Genomic DNA, 17,474 nt, shown 5'->3' on the forward strand with positions numbered 1-17,474 from the left:
CGGTAACGCCCAAACATGCAATTCACTCTCGTCGTCTACGGCGCACCCCATGCTTCCGAAGGTGCTAACACCGCGCTGCGCTTCGCACGCGCTGCACTTGCCTCCGGACACGGTATCTACCGGGTATTCTTTTACGGCGATGGCGTACATAACGGCAGTGCGTTGGCGGCGCCACCACAGGATGAGCAGGACCTGCTGTCCCAGTGGCAGGATTTAAAAATCGCGCACGACCTGGACCTGACCATCTGCATCGCCGCCGCCCAGCGTCGCGGCGTGCTGAGCGCCAGTGAAGCATCCCGCCTGGAAAAACCCTCCGGTAACCTGGCCGATGGATTTGAGCTGGCTGGTCTTGGCCAGCTCGCCGAAGCCGCCGCGGTCAGCGACCGTATCGTGACGTTTGGAGGCTGACCCATGGCACAAGATAAAACGCTACTGGCACTGTGCCGTCACGCGCCTTATGGCAACACGACCGCCCGTGAAGGTCTGGAAGCCATCCTCGCCTGTGCCGCGATGGATCAGGTTCCCGAAGTGCTGTTCATTAACGACGGCGTCTTGCAGCTGCTGGAGCAGAACCCGAAAGCCATTGGCGAGAAGAACCTGCGCAGGAACCTGCAGGCTTTGCCAATGTTCGGTGTGGAAACACTACACGTGTGCCGCCAGAGCCTGGAAGCGCGCGGCATCTCACTCGATAACGTAGATATACCCGGTGCCGAGCTTGCGTTGCTGGACAATCCAGGCCCCTATATCGCCGGCTTCGATCAGGTTTTGAGCTTTTGAAATGACTCTGCATATCGTTAGCCAGTCCCCCTTTTCCGGGAGCGCCCTCAATGACTGTCTCGCCGCCTTCACTGACGGTGATGCGCTGCTGCTCATTGAAGACGCCGTCTACGCAGCCAATGGTCCGACGCTCACACAGCTGAAGGGCAAATCGGTGTACTGCTTACAGCCAGATGCGGTCGCACGCGGAATACCGGTTGACCCGGCAATAGAAGCCATCGACGAGACACGCTGGGTTTCCCTTTGCACTGAACACAACCCGATCGTCAGCTGGTTCCGGTGACACGACAATGAACAGTTTTGTAATTGAAGGCCGTGAAATTCCATTGGACAAAGAGGGGTTCCTTCGCAACCTGGAAGACTGGAGCCCCGAGGTCGCCAGAGCCCTCGCGGTTCAGGAAGGTATCGAACTCACCGATGACCACTGGGATGTCATCCGCATACTGCAGCAATTCTACAGAGAATTTGAGCTGTCGCCGGCCATGCGCCCACTGGTCAAGTACGTTGGCCAGCAATTGGGGCCAGACAAAGGCCGCAGTATTTTCCTGATGCAATTGTTTCCCCCTAGCCCCGCCAAGATCGGCAGCAAGATTGCTGGGCTGCCGAAGCCAACCAACTGTCTCTGAGGATAGGTTTCGGCCTACGCACTGGTCGCGGATTACTGGCTATCGGCTATTGCCGCCTTGTAATCCAAGCACGCCCGGCAATAAAGCCAGCGCATCTCTGCGCGCATCATTCCAGATATGTGCAAAGCTGATGCGCAGGCAATTCCTGAACTGGCCCGACGCCGAAAACAGAGGTCCGGGCGTGATTACAACGCCCTGCTCCAAGGCTTTCGGATATACCTCGAGCGTATCCACGGTAGAAGGCAGTTCCGCCCAGACGGCCAGCCCGCCCTGGGGCACACCGACGCGGACCAGACCAGGCCAGCGACCCAGCATGGCGACAAGTTGGTCCCGTTGTTCTCGCAAACCGATACGCTGACGGCGCAAATGCGCTGCGTAACCGCCATCGGCCATAAATTCGGCAACGCCCTGCTGCAAAGAGCGACTGCTGGCCAACTGGGTCACCAGTTTGAGCTGAAGAATTCGCTCGTGCCAACGCCCCCCGGAAATCCATCCCAGCCTCAAATCCCGCGAAAGGCTCTTGGAGAATGAGCTGCAGAGAATCACCCTGCCCTCATCATCCAGAGCCTTGAGCGGGTCGGGAACCGGACCGAATGCCGTATCCGCATAAATATCGTCTTCAATGACGGCCAGATCGTATTGATCCGCAAGAGAAAGCAGGCGCCGCTTGGGAGATTCAGGCATCAAGGTACCGCCGGGTGTCGCGAAGGCAGGGGAAACAATACAGGCACGCACCTTCCAGCGTTTGAGCACCTCCTCGAGCGCGTCAATATCCATCCCCGAATTATTATTCCCGGTGGGGACCTCGATTACCTGCAACTCAAGGTGCTCGATCAGTTGCATCACGCCGTAGAAACCGGGAGATTCGACGGCAACGACGTCAGCGCGCTTGCAACTCGCCATCAGTGCAAGAAATAGCGCGTTCTGGCAACCGGAGGTGATACACAATCGCTCGGGCTCCACCCGCCAGCCGCGCCGGGAAAAGTGCAATGCCAGTTGCGCGCGCAGACCCGGGTCACCTGCAGGCTCATCGTAATATTGAAAGCTGCCCTGTGCCGGGCGCCTTAACGCCCGCCCGATTGCACGGTTCAGGGCAACGATGCCCGGCGGAAGGGCGCCGCAGCGCAGTTCAGGCAGCAGGTCGAAGGCCGCGCTTCTTCCCATGATGTCCAGCAGCAGGTCACTGACAGAGACCGGTCGTGGGGCCTCGATGCGCGCCCGGCTCAGCGGTTGCCCAAAGCCGGACGAACGGACGGAGACAAAGTAGCCAGCCTTGGGACGAGCCTCCACCAGTCCGCGCACTTCAAGGCGCTGTAACGCGTGTTGTACCGTTGCCTTGGAAAGGCCCCGCTCACGGCAAAGCGTTCGAATCGAAGGCAGACGCTCGCCCTCACGCCAGCGCAGCTCCCTGATGCCGCGTTCCAGCCAGGATTCCAGTGCCTGATAACGATAAGCGTCCGACAAGTTGCTACTCCCCTGCAGGCCTCGACAGGCCCAAATTCATATCTGTACCCATTATATTTATTTTTTTTACCCCTGACCCTACTTGCCACTTCCAAGTACATTGCCGCCCATCAGACTTCTAGCGGATCAGTCACTATGGAAAAAATTCCTGCGGTACAGGACTACACCCCTTTGCCTAACCCGGATGGAAAATTCCACGTCCGGCTTACCGAGGGCCGCTTCCAGAATTTGCGCCGATTGACCAGCTGGCCATTACTCGCCCTCTTTTTCGGATTGGTTTGGGTGCAGTTCGACGGTGAGCCGTGGTTACTGTTTTCATTCGAGCAGCGCCGCATTGTCCTGTTCGGCAGCGCCTTTTCCTGGCGAGATCTGCCGCTGCTTGCCGGTTTGCTGATTGCCAGTGCCAGTTTGCTGTTTTTTATTGCCGTCGCCTGGGGCCGGGTCTGGTGTGGTTTTGCCTGCCCGCAAAGCATCTGGACCTGGATATTTATCCGCATTGAAGATTTGACCGAGGGCAAGGCGAACCGGAGGGCCCGCGAAGCCGGCACGCCTTTTACCCGTTATCGCTTGGCGCGACGGATCGCCAAGCACGCCTTGTGGATACTGCTCGCTCTCGCGACCGCCGTTACCTTTACCGGGTATTTCATCCCGGTTCGCGAAATCTTTGCAGACAGCGTGCAACTCCAGCTCTCGACGGCGACCGCTGGCTGGATACTCACGATGGCTGGCCTGACGTACGCCAATGCCGGGCTGGTACGCGAAAAGATCTGCCTGCACGCGTGCCCGTACGCACGCTTCCAGAGCGTCATGTTTGACCGCGATACCCGAACGGTCACCTACGATGTCCAGCGCGGAGAACCCCGCGCAAATCTACGCAAAGCTGATACACAACGCGGTGATTGTGTGGATTGCGGGCTCTGTGTTCAGGTATGCCCGGCGGGCATAGATATTCGGGAAGGCTTGCAGGCTGCGTGCATCGATTGCGGTGCCTGTATTGATGCGTGCGACAAGGTCATGCAGAAACTGGATCGCCCCAAAGGGCTGATCCGTTTCGCTTCGGAAGCGCAGCTGACGGGAAAAAGAAGCCAGCTGATACGTCCCCGGCTGGCGGGGTACGGCGCGGTGACGCTCTGTGCGATGGCCAGCGTCCTCTACGGGTTCACCGACACAACCCGTCTGCTGGTGGAGATCCGGCGCGATCGTGACGCGCTGTTTACACGGCTGGATCGACAGACCGTGTGCAACCATTACCGGGTCAAAGTTGAAGGCTACAGCGAAGAGCAGCGCTTTGTTGAGGTCTCAATTTCCGGGGCCGGCCAGTCGGAACTGTTCGGTGCACGTCAAATTGACCTTTTGGAGAACAATGCCAGCTGGCTGCCATACCGTGTTTGCCTCCGAGATCCAGGGCCAGCCAAGCGGGAATTCACCTTCAATTTCGCCAGTGGCGACGTGTCCTCGGCGAAAACAACCACTTTTCTCGCCCGGTCTTTCTAGCCGGAGCGAAACCTTCGGTTACTTTAGGCCTGTACGATCACCCGCCGCTTCCCCCGGTGGTGGCGGTGCTCCCACAAATAGATCCCCTGCCAGGTTCCCAGCAGCAGGCGGCCATTTTCCATCGGAATACCCAGGCTACAGGCGGTCAGGGAGGCTTTTATGTGTGCGGGCATATCATCGGGGCCCTCAAGGGTGTGGGTGTACAGGGGGTCATTCTCAGGGACCAGTCGGTTCAGCCAGTTCTCCAGATCGAGACGCGCACTGGGATCGGCATTTTCCTGAATCAGCAGACTGGCAGAGGTGTGCTGGATAAACAGGGTGCAGAGCCCGCTACCGAAGAGATTCTGACCAGCCAGCCAGCGGTTCACCTCATCCGTAAATTCGTGCAATCCCTGCCCGTTCACTACTATTTCCAGCTTTCCCAGTGCCATTTCGCTCTTCCTCTCACATCAAATCACAACCGTTTATCTGGAGGCCGCATCCGCTATAATCCGCGCCCCGACGATCGTACACCGAAATTCAGTCACATACCCCTGCAACAGATACGGCTCAGCACATGGCTCTTCACCGCGTAAATACTGACGACTACCAGCAGCAACTGGACCAGAAGGTGGACCGCCTGCGCGGAGCCTTCTCGCCGTTTACCAGCCTGGCGCCGGAAGTATTCCCCTCCCCACCCAGTCACTACCGCCTGCGCGCGGAATTCAAAATGTGGCAGGAAGGCGGCCGCGTGGATTACGCCATGTACAAGCAGGGCGAGTACAAGAAGCCGTTTGTGATCCAGGAGTTTACCGTCGGCTCCCGCCGTATCAATGCGCTGATGCCGCCGCTGCTGGAGGCGATCAACGACAGCGAAATACTGCGCAAGCGCCTTTTCTGTACCGAATTTCTCACCACCCTGAGCGGCGATGCGCTGATCACCCTGATCTACCACAAGCCGCTGGACGAGGCCTGGGAACAGGAAGCGCGGGCCCTTCAGGATCACCTGGGTGTGCCGATTCTCGGGCGCTCACGCAAGCAGAAGCTGGTGCTGGAACGGGATTACGTGATCGAAAAACTCGAAATCGACGGGCGCAGCTACCAGTACAAGCAGGTGGAAGGCAGCTTCACCCAGCCCAACGGCGACATCTGCGGCTCCATGATCCATTGGGCAAGAAGCTGCTGCGAAGATGCTGAAGGAGACTTGCTCGAACTCTATTGCGGCAACGGTAATTTCACCATTCCGCTGGCAGAAAAGTTCCGTAAAGTGCTGGCCACAGAAATTTCCAAGGTGTCGGTGAACGCCGCACAGGAAAACATTGCGGCAAATGGCGTGGACAATCTGGATATCGTGCGCCTGTCGAGTGAGGAGTTCACCCAGGCCATTGATAAGGTGCGCCCTTTCCGCCGCCTGAAAGACGTCGATCTGGACAGCTACGATTTCTCGACCGTACTGGTCGACCCACCCCGAGCCGGACTGGATGCGGACACCTGTGCGATGATCGCGCGTTTCCCGCGTATCCTGTACATTTCCTGCAACCCGCAGACCCAGCTGGAAAACCTGGAGGAACTGACCAAAACCCACAAGGTGGAGCGCTTCGCGATTTTCGATCAGTTCCCCTACACCGACCACACCGAGTCCGCGGTGCTGCTGGTCAGACGGTAAATCCCTCGCTCAGAATTTGCGGCCGAGAATCCGCTTGGCCGCGTCCAGGGCAAAATCCCGGTACTCAGACTCGACCCGGGCCATTTCTTTTTCGAACGCAAACTTTTCCTTGCGCGACAGTTTTTTCCAGTCTTCCAGGATCGGAATATGGCTGGTCTTGTCCGCCACCTGGTAAAACGCCACGAACTCTTCCTTCACCGACGACTCAACTTGCAGGGAATCCAGCAATACACGGATTCGCAGAGAGGCTTCGGTCAACCCTACCCCCTCATCCAGCAGCGTCTTGGCGATAATCTGGATACTGGTATTCACCCGGCCACGCTGTTCTTCCGCGGCTACCGCCAGCTCCTCGAGCTGCTCCGCCTGGCGCTTGCGCGCCTTGCGCAGTTCCAGGCAGTAGTAGGTCGCTACTGCGGAAAGCACAAAGATAATCAAACCGGCAATTACCAGTATCCATACGGGTACTTCAGTCATGGGAGATACACCTTCAACAACGCCAGCCCGAGGCTCGCGGTAACAATAGAAAACAATGTACTGATCGCAATAATATTGGCCGCCAGCTGGCTGTTACCGCCGAGCGCGCGGGCCATGATAAATGACGCCGAGGCCGTTGGCGCGGCCGCGAGCAGCAGCAGGATCGCCAGCGCCTGACCATTGAGCTGGAACAACAGCCCTACCCCGACCAGCACCACCGGCACGATCAACAACTTGAACGCACTGGCCGCAAATGCGCCGAAGGAACTGCGCCGCAGCATACTCAGGTCAAGGCTCGCGCCGATGCACAACAGCGCCAGCGGCAGCGTTACCGAAGCCAGGTAGTCGCCTGTCTGTACGATCATTTCCGGCAACCTGAGGCCCACAGCTTTCGCTACCAGCGCCAACACAATGGCCACAATCAGCGGGTTGCGCAGAATATCCTTGCCCAGTTTTTTCCAGCTGAACTTCGCTTTCTGGCTGTACACGGCAAACAATGCCACCGCGGCAATGTTGTAGAAAATGGTGATTACTGCCATCAACAGCGCTGCCTGCGCCAGCCCGGACGGACCGTAAGCATTTGCCGCCCAGGCCAGGCCGATAATGCCGAGATTGCCGCGAAAGGCGCCCTGGATAAACGCACTGCGGTCGCCGTGCTCCAGCGGCCGTGCCGCCAGCCAGGCCAGTGGCACCGTCAATACGGTACCGATCAACCCCGCCAGTAACAACGGCCACTCATCCCCCAGGCGGGCATCGGATCCGAAGATATTGAAAAACAACAGCGCCGGCAGCGTCACCAGAAACACCAGCTTGGACGCGTCGTCGACAAAGGATTCACTCAGCAGGTTGACCCGCGCCAGCCCGTAACCCACCAACAGGGTCAGGAAAATCGGCGCGGTGACCGACAGCGCAAAGGAGAATGTAGCGGCGATGGTATCCAAGGTTTATTCCGCTTCCGTTTCGGCAACTACAGACGCTTCCGCCGGTTCCTGCTCCGGAGCTGGCAGCTTGTGGCTGTCCTCCGCTTTTTCCCGCAGGTCGGCGGCAATCTGTTTGCGGGTCTTGGCACCGAGCTTGCGCAGGCTGTCGATCCGTTTAACCGCATTGCCACGGCCCGTGGCCAGCCGTTTGTAGGTTTCCTGAAAAGCTTCGTCCGCCTGGCGGATACGGCCGCCGAGGTTATCGAGGGACTCGAGTACCAGCGCGAACTGGTCGTGCAGCTTGCCCGCCTCGTCGGCGATTTTTTCCGCGTTTTTGTTCTGTTTCTCGTAGCGCCAGATATTTTCTACCGTACGCAGGGTCGCCATCAGGCTGGTGGGGCTCACCAGCACGATCTGTCGCTCATAGGCGTAGCGGAACATTTCCGGATCCGCCTGCATGGCCAGCATGTACGCCGCCTCGATGGGCACGAAAATGAAGACGAAATCGAGGGTGCGCACGCCCTCGAGCTGCTCGTAGGCTTTCTTGTTCAGACCGGTGATATGCGCACGCAGGGAGTTGACGTGCTGCTTGAGGGCCTGGGTACGCTCTTCATCCGTTTCCGCGGACGCGTAGCGCTCGTAGTCCACCAGGGAGACCTTGGAATCGATGATCAGGTCTTTGTTTTCGGGCAGGCGCACAATCACGTCGGGCTGGCGACGGCGGCCATCGGCGGTACTGTCCTTGAGGGAAACCTGGGTCTCGTACTCCCGCCCTTTCTGCAGGCCGGATTCCTCCAGCAGACGCTCCAGCACCACTTCGCCCCAGTTGCCCTGAATCTTGCGATCCCCCTTGAGTGCGGACGTCAGGTTCAGGGCCTCGTCACTGATGCGCTGGGTCTGCTCGCGCAGGGCCTTGATCTGGCCCAGCAGGCTGTTGCGTTCGGCGTTCTCGCGATCGTATACGTGCTCCACCCGCTTGCGGAAATCCCCCAGCTGGCGCTCCAGCGGGTCGAGGCTTTTGCGCAGACTGTCTTCACTGCGGCGCACGAACATCTGCTGCTTTTCCTCAAAGATGCGGTTGGCGAGGTTTTCGAACTGCTGGGTCATGGACGCGCGCGTCTGTTCCAGTTGCTGCTTCTGTTCCGCCAGCGTGGCCTCGCTTCTCTCTACCAGCACCTGATAACGCGCCAGCTGCTGGGATTTGCCGGCCAGCTCGTCCCGCAGCTGCTGGATTTCCAGCCCCTGCTGGGTCTCGCGCTCGCGGCCAGCTTCCTGCTGTGCCGCCAGCACCTGCTGCTCACTGCGCAGCGACTGCAGCTGACTGACCAGACGGGACCTGCCCGCCCAGAACACCAGCAGCACCAGCGCCAGAACGGCAACACCGGCGAGAATGGCCTGTTCGAGGGAGATTTGCAGGGGAAACCAGGTCATAAAAAATCACTTAAACTTATTACAGGGCACCGGCTGAGGTATTCTTGCCGGTCAGCAGTCCGTATCGGGAGACAGTTTTTTACATGCCTAAAGGAAGCGGCCATTCTAACAAGGCGCCCAGTGCATTGATATTCGATTCCGGCGTCGGCGCCATCAGTATTGCGCGGGAGATCCGTCGCCAGATACCCGGCCTGACCCTGCACTTCGGTATCGACAACGGTTTCTACCCCTACGGCAACAAGTCTGAAGACGCGCTGCGCCCGCGCATCGTGGAAGTCGCCAGCCATATGATGGCCGCCTGCGAGGCGGATATCCTCGTGGTCGGCTGCAATACCGCCAGTACCCTGGCCCTGCCCTCCCTGCGAGAAGTACTGGACCAGCCCGTTGTCGGCGTTGTGCCCGCTATCAAGCCCGCTGCTGCCGCCAGCCGCTCCGGCACCATCGCGCTGATCGCGACGGAAGGCACCGTCAACCGCCGCTATACCCGCGAGCTGATCGACGAGTTTGCCAACGGCAACCGGGTCATCAACGTGCCGGCACCGGAGCTGGTAGCGCTGGCTGAGGCCAAACTGCGCGGCGAGCCCGTTGACCCCGCCGACCTGGCCCCGGTTATCGAACGTATCTTTGCCGGACCGGATGGCGACACGGTAGACACCGCGGTGCTCGCCTGTACCCACTTCCCCTTGCTTCGGGATGAACTCGCTGCGGCCGCACCGCGCCCCCTGACCTGGCTGGATTCCGGCGATGCCATCGCCCGGCGGGTGCGCTGGTGGCTTGAGGAGCTGAATATCCCTCTGTCCGAAACACCGGGGAACAGCCTGCTACTCACCAGCAGCAGCGAAAACCACAGCGCAATCCAGCGGGCCTTCTCGGAATTCAACCCTGAATACCGCACTACCGCCATCCCGGTTAGACTGTAAGCCCGCGCCTTCGCGGCAACATCAATTCCAATAAACCAATAAGCGTTTTTCATGCTGCAACCCGCATTCCCACTGCTGCAGATTCTCAATCAGCTGCCCGAGGGCGGCCTGCTGCTCACCCCGACCAACCGCCTGCGCAATCGCTGCCAGCAGGTGTACGGCATCGGTCAGCAGGCCAGTAAAAACTGGGCTCCGCCTGCCGTGGAGTCCCTGCAAGGCTGGCTCGACAAGCTCTGGTTCCAGCTACAGCAGATGCAATGGCCACCCGCCATGTGCCGGGTGCTCAACAAGGAGCAGCGCCAACTGCTGTGGCAGCAGTGTGTGGAAGAGACCCTCGACAAGGGACTGATCAACACCCAGCAACTGGCGGCCAACTGCGATACCGCCCTCGCCCAGCTGATCCAGTGGCAACGTATCAATAGCCTCGAAGAAACCGAATCGGCCCTGGCACCGCACTGGGAGAAAACCGGTCTGTTGCCGGATGATTACGCACTGTTCAAGGTGCTGCCGCTGTTCCACCAGCAACTGCAACAGCGCAATGCCGTTACACCGGATCAACGCGATCAGTTGATCAGCCGCGCCTTCGCGGAAAACCAACTGCCGAAACTGCCACAAATTTCCCTCGCCGGTTTCGTACAGCACTCACCGCTGGTTGAGCAGATTTTCCAGCGCGCCTGCGATACCCTGCACAACTTCCCGATTCCCGATAAGCCGGGCGCAAGCGTAAAGGTTGCTCAGTGCCACAACCTGGAAGAGGAACTTTTGCAGGCCGCCCGCTGGTCCGCGGAAAAACTGCAGCAAAATCCGGACAGCAGTATCGGGATCGTGGTGAACAACCTCGGTCAGTGCCGCCCGCTGGTGGAGCAGGTTTTTGCCCGCGTGCTCGAGCCACAGTGGCTCGACCCAGCGCAAGCCGCCTACACCCTGCCGTTCAACTTTTCTGCCGGTACACCACTGGCAAAAACCCCGGTAGGCGCCGCCACCCTGCAGCTGCTGGAAACCCTGCGCGATACGTTTGATTACAGCGCGCTGCGCACCCTGTTGTTCTCACCCTTCTGGGGCGCGCAAAGTCCCGAAGAGCTACACCTGCGCAGCACCCTGTTCCGACGACTGCAGAAACAGGAACTGCGCGAAATACCGGGCAGTGTGCTGCGCACCTGGGCCGAAAAGCTCGCCGCCGAACTGGCCCCAGAAAGCCCGCTGCCCTCGCAGCTAAACCAGCTCGGGGATTGGGCTCGCCGCTGGCAACGCGCCCCCGCAGAAATCTGGGCACAGCGTTTTTCCGAATTGCTCGGACGGCTGCAGTGGCCTGGAAACCGCAACCCGAACAGCCAGGAGTACCAGCAGCTGATGCTGTGGGAACAGGCGCTGGAAAACTTCGCCGGCCTCACCGAATTCAGCGGCGCCCAACCACTCAACAAAGCGCTGCAGCTGCTTCGGCAGATCGCCAGCCGCACGCCTTTCCAGGCAGAAACCCGTGATGGCCCGCTGCAGATCCTCGGCGTACTGGAAGCCGGTGGACTCGCGTTCGATCACCTGCGCCTGGTGGGCTTCGGCCAGCAACAGTGGCCACCGCCTCCCGCTCCCAATCCGATGCTGCCGGTACTCTGGCAGAAAGAATGGAAAATGCCCCGTGCCAGCGCCGAGCGCGAACTGGAGCTTGCTCAGCAACTGACCGCCGACCTGCTTAACGGCAGCGACGATATCGTGGTCAGCTACGCGTGCGAGGAAGACGGCGTTGGGCAATCTCTCAGCGCTTTGTTCGGCGCGCCGCAACCTGCAGAGCCCTTCGAGCAGGATGCGCTCGCCGCCCATTACCTGGCACTGGAAAATGCGCCCGCGCTGGAAAAAATTGCCGATGCCAACCTGCCCCACCTGAGTGCGGAAGACTGCGCCCAGGTGCGCGGCGGTGCCGGTGTACTCAAGGCCCAGGCGCTGTGCCCGCTCAACGCCCAGTTGCGCTATCGATTGGGCGCCGAGGAATACGCAGCGCCGGGGCTGGGCCTCAGTGCCGCCGAACGGGGCAACCTTATCCATGAAATGCTCGCTGCCTTCTGGATTAACTGTAAAAGTTCACAACAGCTCGCCGCGATGACACCGGAGCAACTCGCGCTACAGATCCGGTCCAGCATCGACACCGCCATCGGTCGCCTGAAGAAAAAGCACCCGGAACTGCCACCCAAATTCTGGGAACTGGAACAGGTCCGCCTGCGTGATATTTTCGACCAGTGGCTGCCCCTCGAGCAGGACCGCCCCGTATTTACGGTCGAGCAGGTGGAGACCGCCCTCACCGTCACCCTGCAGGGCCTGACCTTCACATTGCGCCTGGACCGCCTCGACAGCCTCGTCGACGGCGAGCAACTGGTGATCGACTACAAAACCGGCCAGACCTCCGTGAGCGACTGGCTGCAGGAACGCGTGAGAGAACCACAGCTGCCGCTCTACGCCCTGTTCCACCCGCAAGCCAAGGCCGTCGCCTTTGGCGCAGTGAAAAACGGCAGCTGTAAATATCAGGGCTGCGGGGAACTCACGCACCCCATCAACGGCATCAAGTCGGTAGCAGATAGCCAGAAGGAAAAAGAACCCGAATTGATCCAGTGGGACCAACTCAAACAACACTGGCAACGGGCACTGGAAGGCCTCGCAGAAGAATACAAAACCGGCCACGCGACCCTCGCGTTCGACCGCCCGGCAGACAACGATAACCAGAAATCCCTGTGGCCACTGAATCGCTGGCCGGAAAGACAGCAGTAACATCATGACCACGCATATACCCGTAGATGCCAGTGAGCGCGCCCAAGCCCTGGAGATTGCCGAGAGCTATGCTGTATCGGCACCCGCAGGCTCCGGCAAGACCGGCCTGCTTACCCAGCGATTGCTGAAACTACTCAGCGCCTGTCAGCAACCGGAAGAAGTACTCGCCATCACCTTCACTCGCAAAGCCGCCGGCGAAATGCGCGAGCGTTTGCTGGATGCACTGCTGGATGCCCGCGACAACCCGGAGCCGGAAAATCCACACGGCAAAATCACCTGGCAACTGGCGCGCGACCTGCTCGCCCACGACCAGCAACAGCAGTGGCATCTGCTGCAAAGCCCACAGCGCCTGCGCATTCAGACCATCGACGGCCTGTGTCGCAACATTGCCAGCCAGCTACCGATCGACAGCGGTCTCGGCGCACCGGGAGAGCCCCTGGATCAACCCGCGATTGCCTACGAGATGGCCATTGCCAACCTGTTGAAAAAGCTCGAACGGGAAGAACTCGACGAAGACCTGGGCCGGCTGTTACTGCATCTGGACAACAATCTCCCGGAAGTCAGCGACATGCTGAAAACCCTGCTGGAGAAACGGGAGCAGTGGTTGGAGCCGCTGCTATCGGTACACGATGAAGTAGCGGAAGACTATTTCACCCAGGTGATCAAAGAGCTGATCAACGCACAGCTGGTCGCGTTCAAAAACTGTCTTGGCACCTTCGCCGGAGAACTGTTGCAGTTGGCGGATTACGCCGGCAGTAACATGCAGCAGGAGAAGCCGGGGCATATTGTCGGCAACCTCGCCGGTATCAGCGCCCCGCCCCCCTGTGACGATACGGGACTGGCACAGTGGCTGGCACTGGCGGAACTACTGGCAACGGGCACCGGCACCCTGCGGAAATCCGTCACCAAGACCATCGGCTTTCCCGCAGCCGACAAAAAGTCTCCCGATCCCGAGCGGGCAAAAGCGTATAAAGAGCGTATGACCGCCCTGCTGGAAGCCATGCAGGATGTACCCGAATTACTCGAGGTTATCGCCGAAGTGCGTACCCTGCCCGCCGGCATGGACGACAGCCAGTGGCAAATCCTGCGTGCCATGGCCCGGGTACTGCCCCTGCTGGTGGCAGAACTGAAACTGGTGTTCCAGCAACTGGGAAGCACCGACTTTACCGAAGTTGCCCAGGCCGCACTGGCGGCGCTGGGCGATAGCGATTCACCAACCGATGTCGCACTGAAACTGGACGTACAGATCCGCCATATCCTGGTGGACGAATTTCAGGATACCTCCCAGCTGCAGCTGGAACTGCTGCAGAAACTCACCGCCGGCTGGGAGCCTGACGACGGTCGCAGCCTGTTTATCGTGGGTGACGGCATGCAATCCTGTTACGGATTCCGCAATGCCAACGTGGGTATTTTCCTTGATGCGCGAAATGAAGGCATTGGTGAATTGCCGCTGACCCCACTCAACCTGCAGGTGAATTTCCGCTCCAGCAATGCGGTGGTGGACTGGGTCAACCGCACGTTTGCCCGGGCATTTCCACCCCGGGACAATATCAGCCGTGGCGCGGTGCGCTATCTGGATTCAGTCGCCTTCAAACCCCGCGTGTGGGATGGCGAGCCGGTAAGTTTCTACGGCTGCGTGGACGATGAAGATCGTTTACAGGAAGCCGAAAAGGCAGTGGCCATTATTCGGGACCTGCAGACCCGGGCGCCGGAAGACAGCATTGCGGTACTGGTGCGCAACAAGAAGCACCTGCAACAGATTCTGCCCGCATTGACCCGTGCCGGCATTCCCTACCAGGCCCAGGACCTGGCACCGCTCGCCAGCAAGATGGTGGTACTGGACCTGCTGAGCCTCACCCGCGCCCTGCAGGATCCCAGTGACCGGACCAGCTGGCTGGCCGTCTTGCGCGCCCCCTGGTGTGGACTGGAATTGCCAGACCTGTACACCCTCGCCAATTTCGATGCGGGAGAAAATGGCCCCCGCGACCCACGAGTAGCGCCGATCCTCAACACCCTCGGCAATCCGCAAGCGCTTGCGGCACTGAGTAACGATGGCCGCGCACGCCTGGAGCGTTGCGTACCGCAGCTGCTCGAAAGCTGGCAACAGCGAGGGCGCAAGCCACTGCGCGTATGGCTGGAAGGCCTTTGGCTCGCCCTTGGTGGTCCCGCTACCGTCGCGGACAAGCGCGAGCTGAGCAACGCCGCAGACTTTTTCCAGCTATTGGAGAAGTACGACCACGGTGGCGGCATCGCCGACTGGCCCGCGTTCGAACAGGCACTGGAAAAACTCTTCGCCCGTCCGGCGCAGGAGGCACGGGTCCAGGTGATGACTATTCACAAATCCAAGGGACTGGAATTCGACCATGTGCTGATTCCCGGACTCGACAAATCCGGCGGTGCCGGCGGTAGCGACCAGCTGCTGCGCTGGTGCAGCTGGCTGAACAGCGAAGCCCACACCCGCTTCCTGCTCGCGCCCAAAAGCCCTCGCAGTGGCAAAGACCCGCTGTATGCCTATGTGAAACACGACAACAGCGAGCGCGAGCGTTTGGAGGGCACACGCCTGCTTTACGTGGGGTGCACCCGGGCCATCCACAGCCTGCACCTGCTGGCCTGCGTAAAATCTTCCGACAAGAAAAATGAGGATTACAAATCGCCCACCGCTGCGTCACTGCTCGCCTGCATCTGGCCGACCCTGTCGGACAACTCGGCCAGTGCCTGGTGTCACTGGCTCGAAACCGATGCCCCGGCACAACAGGATGAATACAGGGATCACAGCTACCTCCTGCATCTCCCCCAACACTGGCAGGCCCCGCCCCATCCACGCGAGGACTATCTCGCCCGCTATCGTATGGGCGACTTCCAGAGAGATGACAGCGAAGAGGCCAACCTGCCGGAGCTGGGCCAGGTCCACCAGCGGTGGTTCCGCCACGCCGGTACCGTCGCCCACGAAACACTGGCTACCCTCACCGAGTTTCCCGAGCGACTGGCGAAGCCCCCGGAGCAGCTGATCGAGGAATTGCGCCGGCTATGGCAGCTGCGCCTTGCCCAATCCGGCCTGAATGGTAGCAGCCTGGAAAAAGCCCACGAGAAAGTGGAACAGGCCGTTGTGCGAACCCTGCGATGCGACACCGGACGCTGGCTACTGGATGCCAGCCATACCGAAAGTGCTGCGGAGCTGGAGCTGCACAGTGGCGGGCGTGAGCTCAGGCGTAACATCGTCGACCGGACCTTTATCGATGAACACGGCACCCGCTGGATCATCGATTACAAAACCGCAGAACCCACTGCTGCCGAGTCGGTCGAGGCGTTCGTAGCCCAGCAACTCGAGCTGTACCGCAATCAGTTGGAAAACTACCGCCGCCTGTTTTATCAGCGAGGCGAAAAGTCCATCCGCTGTGCGCTCTACTTTCCCCTGCTCCAGCAGATGGCGGAACTCCCCAACTAGGGCCGAAACACCCCAATACCCGGCCCGACGGGATGGGCAGAGAGAAAACTGCCCATCCTACCCCGCTCCCTCGCTGAAGAATTCCGCGCAACCACATCCTTCTGTGAAGCAAATTACCCGGACAGATATTGCGGGAGAAAGGCAAAACAGTGACATCTAAAACTGTTTCAAATGAAACCCTAGCCCTGCCTGCCCGCGCTGGGTAGCATAACTGCCCCGCAGCGCACCCCCTGCGGCAAGGAAGATGATTTCAAATTCAGACAGTAGCGATAGAAATACCATGACCACGCAGCAGTTCGACGACTTAAATGTCCTCTCCCAGGACGTTCTCATTACCCCGGAAGCGCTGAAATCGGAACTGCCCGTCAGCGAGTCCGCAGAGGCCACCGTAGCCGCCGGCCGCGCCGCCGTGCGCGACATCCTGGACCGCAAAGATCACCGCCTGATGGTCGTGATCGGCCCCTGTTCAGTACACGATGTCGAGGCCGCCATGGACTATGCCAGCCGCCTGAAGGCGCTGGCAGACAAAGTCTCCGACACCCTGCTGATCGTCATGCGCGTGTATTTTGAGAAGCCCCGTACCACCGTGGGCTGGAAAGGCCTGATCAACGACCCGCATCTGGACGACTCGTTCAAGATCGAAGAGGGTCTGCACATCGGCCGCAAGCTGCTTCTGGACATCTCCGAGCTGGGCCTGCCCACCTCCACCGAGGCACTGGACCCAATCTCGCCCCAGTACCTGCAGGACCTGATCTCCTGGTCCGCCATCGGCGCGCGCACCACGGAATCCCAGACCCACCGGGAAATGGCTAGCGGCCTCTCCTCCGCCGTGGGCTTCAAAAACGGCACTGACGGCAGCCTGGAAGTGGCCATCAACGCCCTCCAGTCCACCGCCCACCCGCACCGTTTCCTGGGTATCAACAAGGAAGGCCAGGTAGCCATCATCCACACCGCCGGTAACAAGTACGGCCATGTGGTACTGCGTGGCGGCAACGACAAGCCCAACTACGACTCCGTTAGCGTCGCCGTGTGTGAGAAAGAACTGGAAGATGCCGGCCTGGTACCCAACATCATGGTCGACTGCAGCCACGCCAACTCCAACAAGAACCACGAGCTGCAGCCCCTGGTGGTCGACAACGTTACCCACCAGATCCTGGACGGCAACAAATCCATCATCGGCATCATGGTGGAAAGCAACCTGAAACCCGGCAACCAGAAGATCAACAAAGATCGCAGCCAAATGGAGTACGGCGTATCCGTTACCGACAAGTGCATCGACTGGGAAACCACCGAAAACCTGCTGCTGAACATGGCCGAGCAACTGCGCGGGCCGCTAAAAGCACGCCAGGGGTAAGGTTTGGGGCTCTGCCCTGTTACGCCCATCAAAAAGGCCGGCTTTGCCGGCCTTTTTGTATCTGTGATTTAGGTGTTCCTACTTGCGCACCGCCCAGATAAGAAACAACAAGGCTGGATAACACACTGACATTGAACCTCCAAAACGAGCTTCAACTGTGGTATCAGTAG

The 17,474-nt window shown here is 59.7% G+C and carries 15 protein-coding genes; 10 read left to right on the forward strand and 5 right to left on the reverse strand.

All coding sequences use genetic code 11. The features are described from left to right. Positions 1 to 15: 15 nt before the first annotated feature. The 4 genes from tusD to HUW35_RS16205 are packed head-to-tail and all read left to right on the forward strand — an operon-like array spanning position 16 to position 1,403. A complete protein-coding gene (gene tusD / locus HUW35_RS16190; protein ID WP_181253249.1) occupies positions 16 to 408 on the forward strand; it encodes a sulfurtransferase complex subunit TusD in 393 nt (130 codons plus the stop codon). A 3-nt stretch (positions 409 to 411) separates the two neighbouring features. Next, entirely contained in the window at positions 412 to 777 is a 366-nt protein-coding gene (tusC, locus tag HUW35_RS16195) for a sulfurtransferase complex subunit TusC (protein ID WP_181253250.1), read from the forward strand. 1 nt (position 778) lies between these two features. Continuing rightward, complete coding sequence (gene tusB / locus HUW35_RS16200) at positions 779 to 1,060, forward strand: sulfurtransferase complex subunit TusB (protein ID WP_181253251.1); 282 nt, start codon at positions 779 to 781, stop codon at positions 1,058 to 1,060. A gap of 7 nt (positions 1,061 to 1,067) precedes the next feature. Continuing rightward, positions 1,068 to 1,403: a TusE/DsrC/DsvC family sulfur relay protein gene (locus HUW35_RS16205; protein ID WP_181253252.1), complete on the forward strand. Its 336-nt coding sequence runs from the start codon at positions 1,068 to 1,070 to the stop codon at positions 1,401 to 1,403. A gap of 39 nt (positions 1,404 to 1,442) precedes the next feature. Here the strand turns inward: HUW35_RS16205 and HUW35_RS16210 are convergent, their stop codons facing one another. Beyond that, positions 1,443 to 2,867: a PLP-dependent aminotransferase family protein gene (locus HUW35_RS16210; protein ID WP_181253253.1), complete on the reverse strand. Its 1,425-nt coding sequence runs from the start codon at positions 2,865 to 2,867 to the stop codon at positions 1,443 to 1,445. A 135-nt stretch (positions 2,868 to 3,002) separates the two neighbouring features. On the opposite strand from HUW35_RS16210, the gene ccoG reads away from it, so the two are divergent. Further along, positions 3,003 to 4,361 (forward strand): cytochrome c oxidase accessory protein CcoG, encoded by a 1,359-nt coding sequence (gene ccoG, locus HUW35_RS16215; RefSeq protein ID WP_181253254.1) that lies wholly within the window; start codon positions 3,003 to 3,005, stop codon positions 4,359 to 4,361. A gap of 23 nt (positions 4,362 to 4,384) precedes the next feature. On the opposite strand, the gene HUW35_RS16220 is transcribed toward ccoG, so the two are convergent. Continuing rightward, positions 4,385 to 4,792 carry a secondary thiamine-phosphate synthase enzyme YjbQ gene (locus HUW35_RS16220; RefSeq protein ID WP_181253255.1) on the reverse strand — a complete coding sequence of 136 codons (408 nt, stop codon included), beginning with the start codon at positions 4,790 to 4,792 and terminating at the stop codon, positions 4,385 to 4,387. A gap of 125 nt (positions 4,793 to 4,917) precedes the next feature. Here HUW35_RS16220 and trmA point away from each other — a divergent pair, with 125 nt between their 5' ends. Beyond that, on the forward strand, positions 4,918 to 6,006 hold the full coding sequence (gene trmA / locus HUW35_RS16225; protein WP_181253256.1) for a tRNA (uridine(54)-C5)-methyltransferase TrmA: 1,089 nt from the start codon (positions 4,918 to 4,920) through the stop codon (positions 6,004 to 6,006). Positions 6,007 to 6,015: 9 nt separating this feature from the next. Here the strand turns inward: trmA and HUW35_RS16230 are convergent, their stop codons facing one another. The 3 genes from HUW35_RS16230 to rmuC are packed head-to-tail and all read right to left on the reverse strand — an operon-like array spanning position 6,016 to position 8,831. After that, positions 6,016 to 6,480 carry a DUF2489 domain-containing protein gene (locus HUW35_RS16230; RefSeq protein ID WP_181253257.1) on the reverse strand — a complete coding sequence of 155 codons (465 nt, stop codon included), beginning with the start codon at positions 6,478 to 6,480 and terminating at the stop codon, positions 6,016 to 6,018. Next, entirely contained in the window at positions 6,477 to 7,421 is a 945-nt protein-coding gene (locus tag HUW35_RS16235; protein ID WP_181253258.1) for an AEC family transporter, read from the reverse strand. Before HUW35_RS16235 ends, HUW35_RS16230 begins: the two co-directional genes overlap by 4 nt. A gap of 3 nt (positions 7,422 to 7,424) precedes the next feature. Beyond that, positions 7,425 to 8,831 carry a DNA recombination protein RmuC gene (rmuC, locus tag HUW35_RS16240; RefSeq protein ID WP_181253259.1) on the reverse strand — a complete coding sequence of 469 codons (1,407 nt, stop codon included), beginning with the start codon at positions 8,829 to 8,831 and terminating at the stop codon, positions 7,425 to 7,427. 83 nt (positions 8,832 to 8,914) lie between these two features. Between rmuC and murI the strand changes: the two genes are divergently transcribed. The 4 genes from murI to HUW35_RS16260 all read left to right on the forward strand — a co-directional run bounded on the left by murI (position 8,915) and on the right by HUW35_RS16260 (position 17,304). Further along, positions 8,915 to 9,751, forward strand: a complete 837-nt coding sequence (gene murI / locus HUW35_RS16245) for a glutamate racemase (RefSeq protein WP_181253260.1) — start codon at positions 8,915 to 8,917, stop codon at positions 9,749 to 9,751. Between the two features lie 51 nt (positions 9,752 to 9,802). Then, on the forward strand, positions 9,803 to 12,505 hold the full coding sequence (locus HUW35_RS16250) for a PD-(D/E)XK nuclease family protein (RefSeq protein ID WP_181253261.1): 2,703 nt from the start codon (positions 9,803 to 9,805) through the stop codon (positions 12,503 to 12,505). A gap of 4 nt (positions 12,506 to 12,509) precedes the next feature. Continuing rightward, positions 12,510 to 15,950: an exodeoxyribonuclease V subunit beta gene (locus HUW35_RS16255; protein WP_181253262.1), complete on the forward strand. Its 3,441-nt coding sequence runs from the start codon at positions 12,510 to 12,512 to the stop codon at positions 15,948 to 15,950. Between the two features lie 280 nt (positions 15,951 to 16,230). Then, positions 16,231 to 17,304, forward strand: coding sequence for a 3-deoxy-7-phosphoheptulonate synthase (locus tag HUW35_RS16260; protein WP_181253263.1), 1,074 nt, complete (start codon positions 16,231 to 16,233; stop codon positions 17,302 to 17,304). Positions 17,305 to 17,474 lie beyond the last annotated feature (170 nt).

This window comes from Microbulbifer sp. YPW1 (assembly GCF_013367775.1).
Lineage (GTDB): Bacteria > Pseudomonadota > Gammaproteobacteria > Pseudomonadales > Cellvibrionaceae > Microbulbifer.

Excerpts from the sequence above, each read along its gene's own strand:
- tusD (WP_181253249.1), top strand. The coding sequence starts at position 16 with ATGCAATTCACTCTCGTCGTCTACGGCGCACCCCATGCTTCCGAAGGT.
- tusC (WP_181253250.1), top strand. The coding sequence starts at position 412 with ATGGCACAAGATAAAACGCTACTGGCACTGTGCCGTCACGCGCCTTAT.
- tusB (WP_181253251.1), top strand. The coding sequence starts at position 779 with ATGACTCTGCATATCGTTAGCCAGTCCCCCTTTTCCGGGAGCGCCCTC.
- HUW35_RS16205 (WP_181253252.1), top strand. The coding sequence starts at position 1,068 with ATGAACAGTTTTGTAATTGAAGGCCGTGAAATTCCATTGGACAAAGAG.
- ccoG (WP_181253254.1), top strand. The coding sequence starts at position 3,003 with ATGGAAAAAATTCCTGCGGTACAGGACTACACCCCTTTGCCTAACCCG.
- HUW35_RS16220 (WP_181253255.1), bottom strand. The coding sequence starts at position 4,792 with ATGGCACTGGGAAAGCTGGAAATAGTAGTGAACGGGCAGGGATTGCAC.
- trmA (WP_181253256.1), top strand. The coding sequence starts at position 4,918 with ATGGCTCTTCACCGCGTAAATACTGACGACTACCAGCAGCAACTGGAC.
- HUW35_RS16230 (WP_181253257.1), bottom strand. The coding sequence starts at position 6,480 with ATGACTGAAGTACCCGTATGGATACTGGTAATTGCCGGTTTGATTATC.
- rmuC (WP_181253259.1), bottom strand. The coding sequence starts at position 8,831 with ATGACCTGGTTTCCCCTGCAAATCTCCCTCGAACAGGCCATTCTCGCC.
- murI (WP_181253260.1), top strand. The coding sequence starts at position 8,915 with ATGCCTAAAGGAAGCGGCCATTCTAACAAGGCGCCCAGTGCATTGATA.
- HUW35_RS16250 (WP_181253261.1), top strand. The coding sequence starts at position 9,803 with ATGCTGCAACCCGCATTCCCACTGCTGCAGATTCTCAATCAGCTGCCC.
- HUW35_RS16255 (WP_181253262.1), top strand. The coding sequence starts at position 12,510 with ATGACCACGCATATACCCGTAGATGCCAGTGAGCGCGCCCAAGCCCTG.
- HUW35_RS16260 (WP_181253263.1), top strand. The coding sequence starts at position 16,231 with ATGACCACGCAGCAGTTCGACGACTTAAATGTCCTCTCCCAGGACGTT.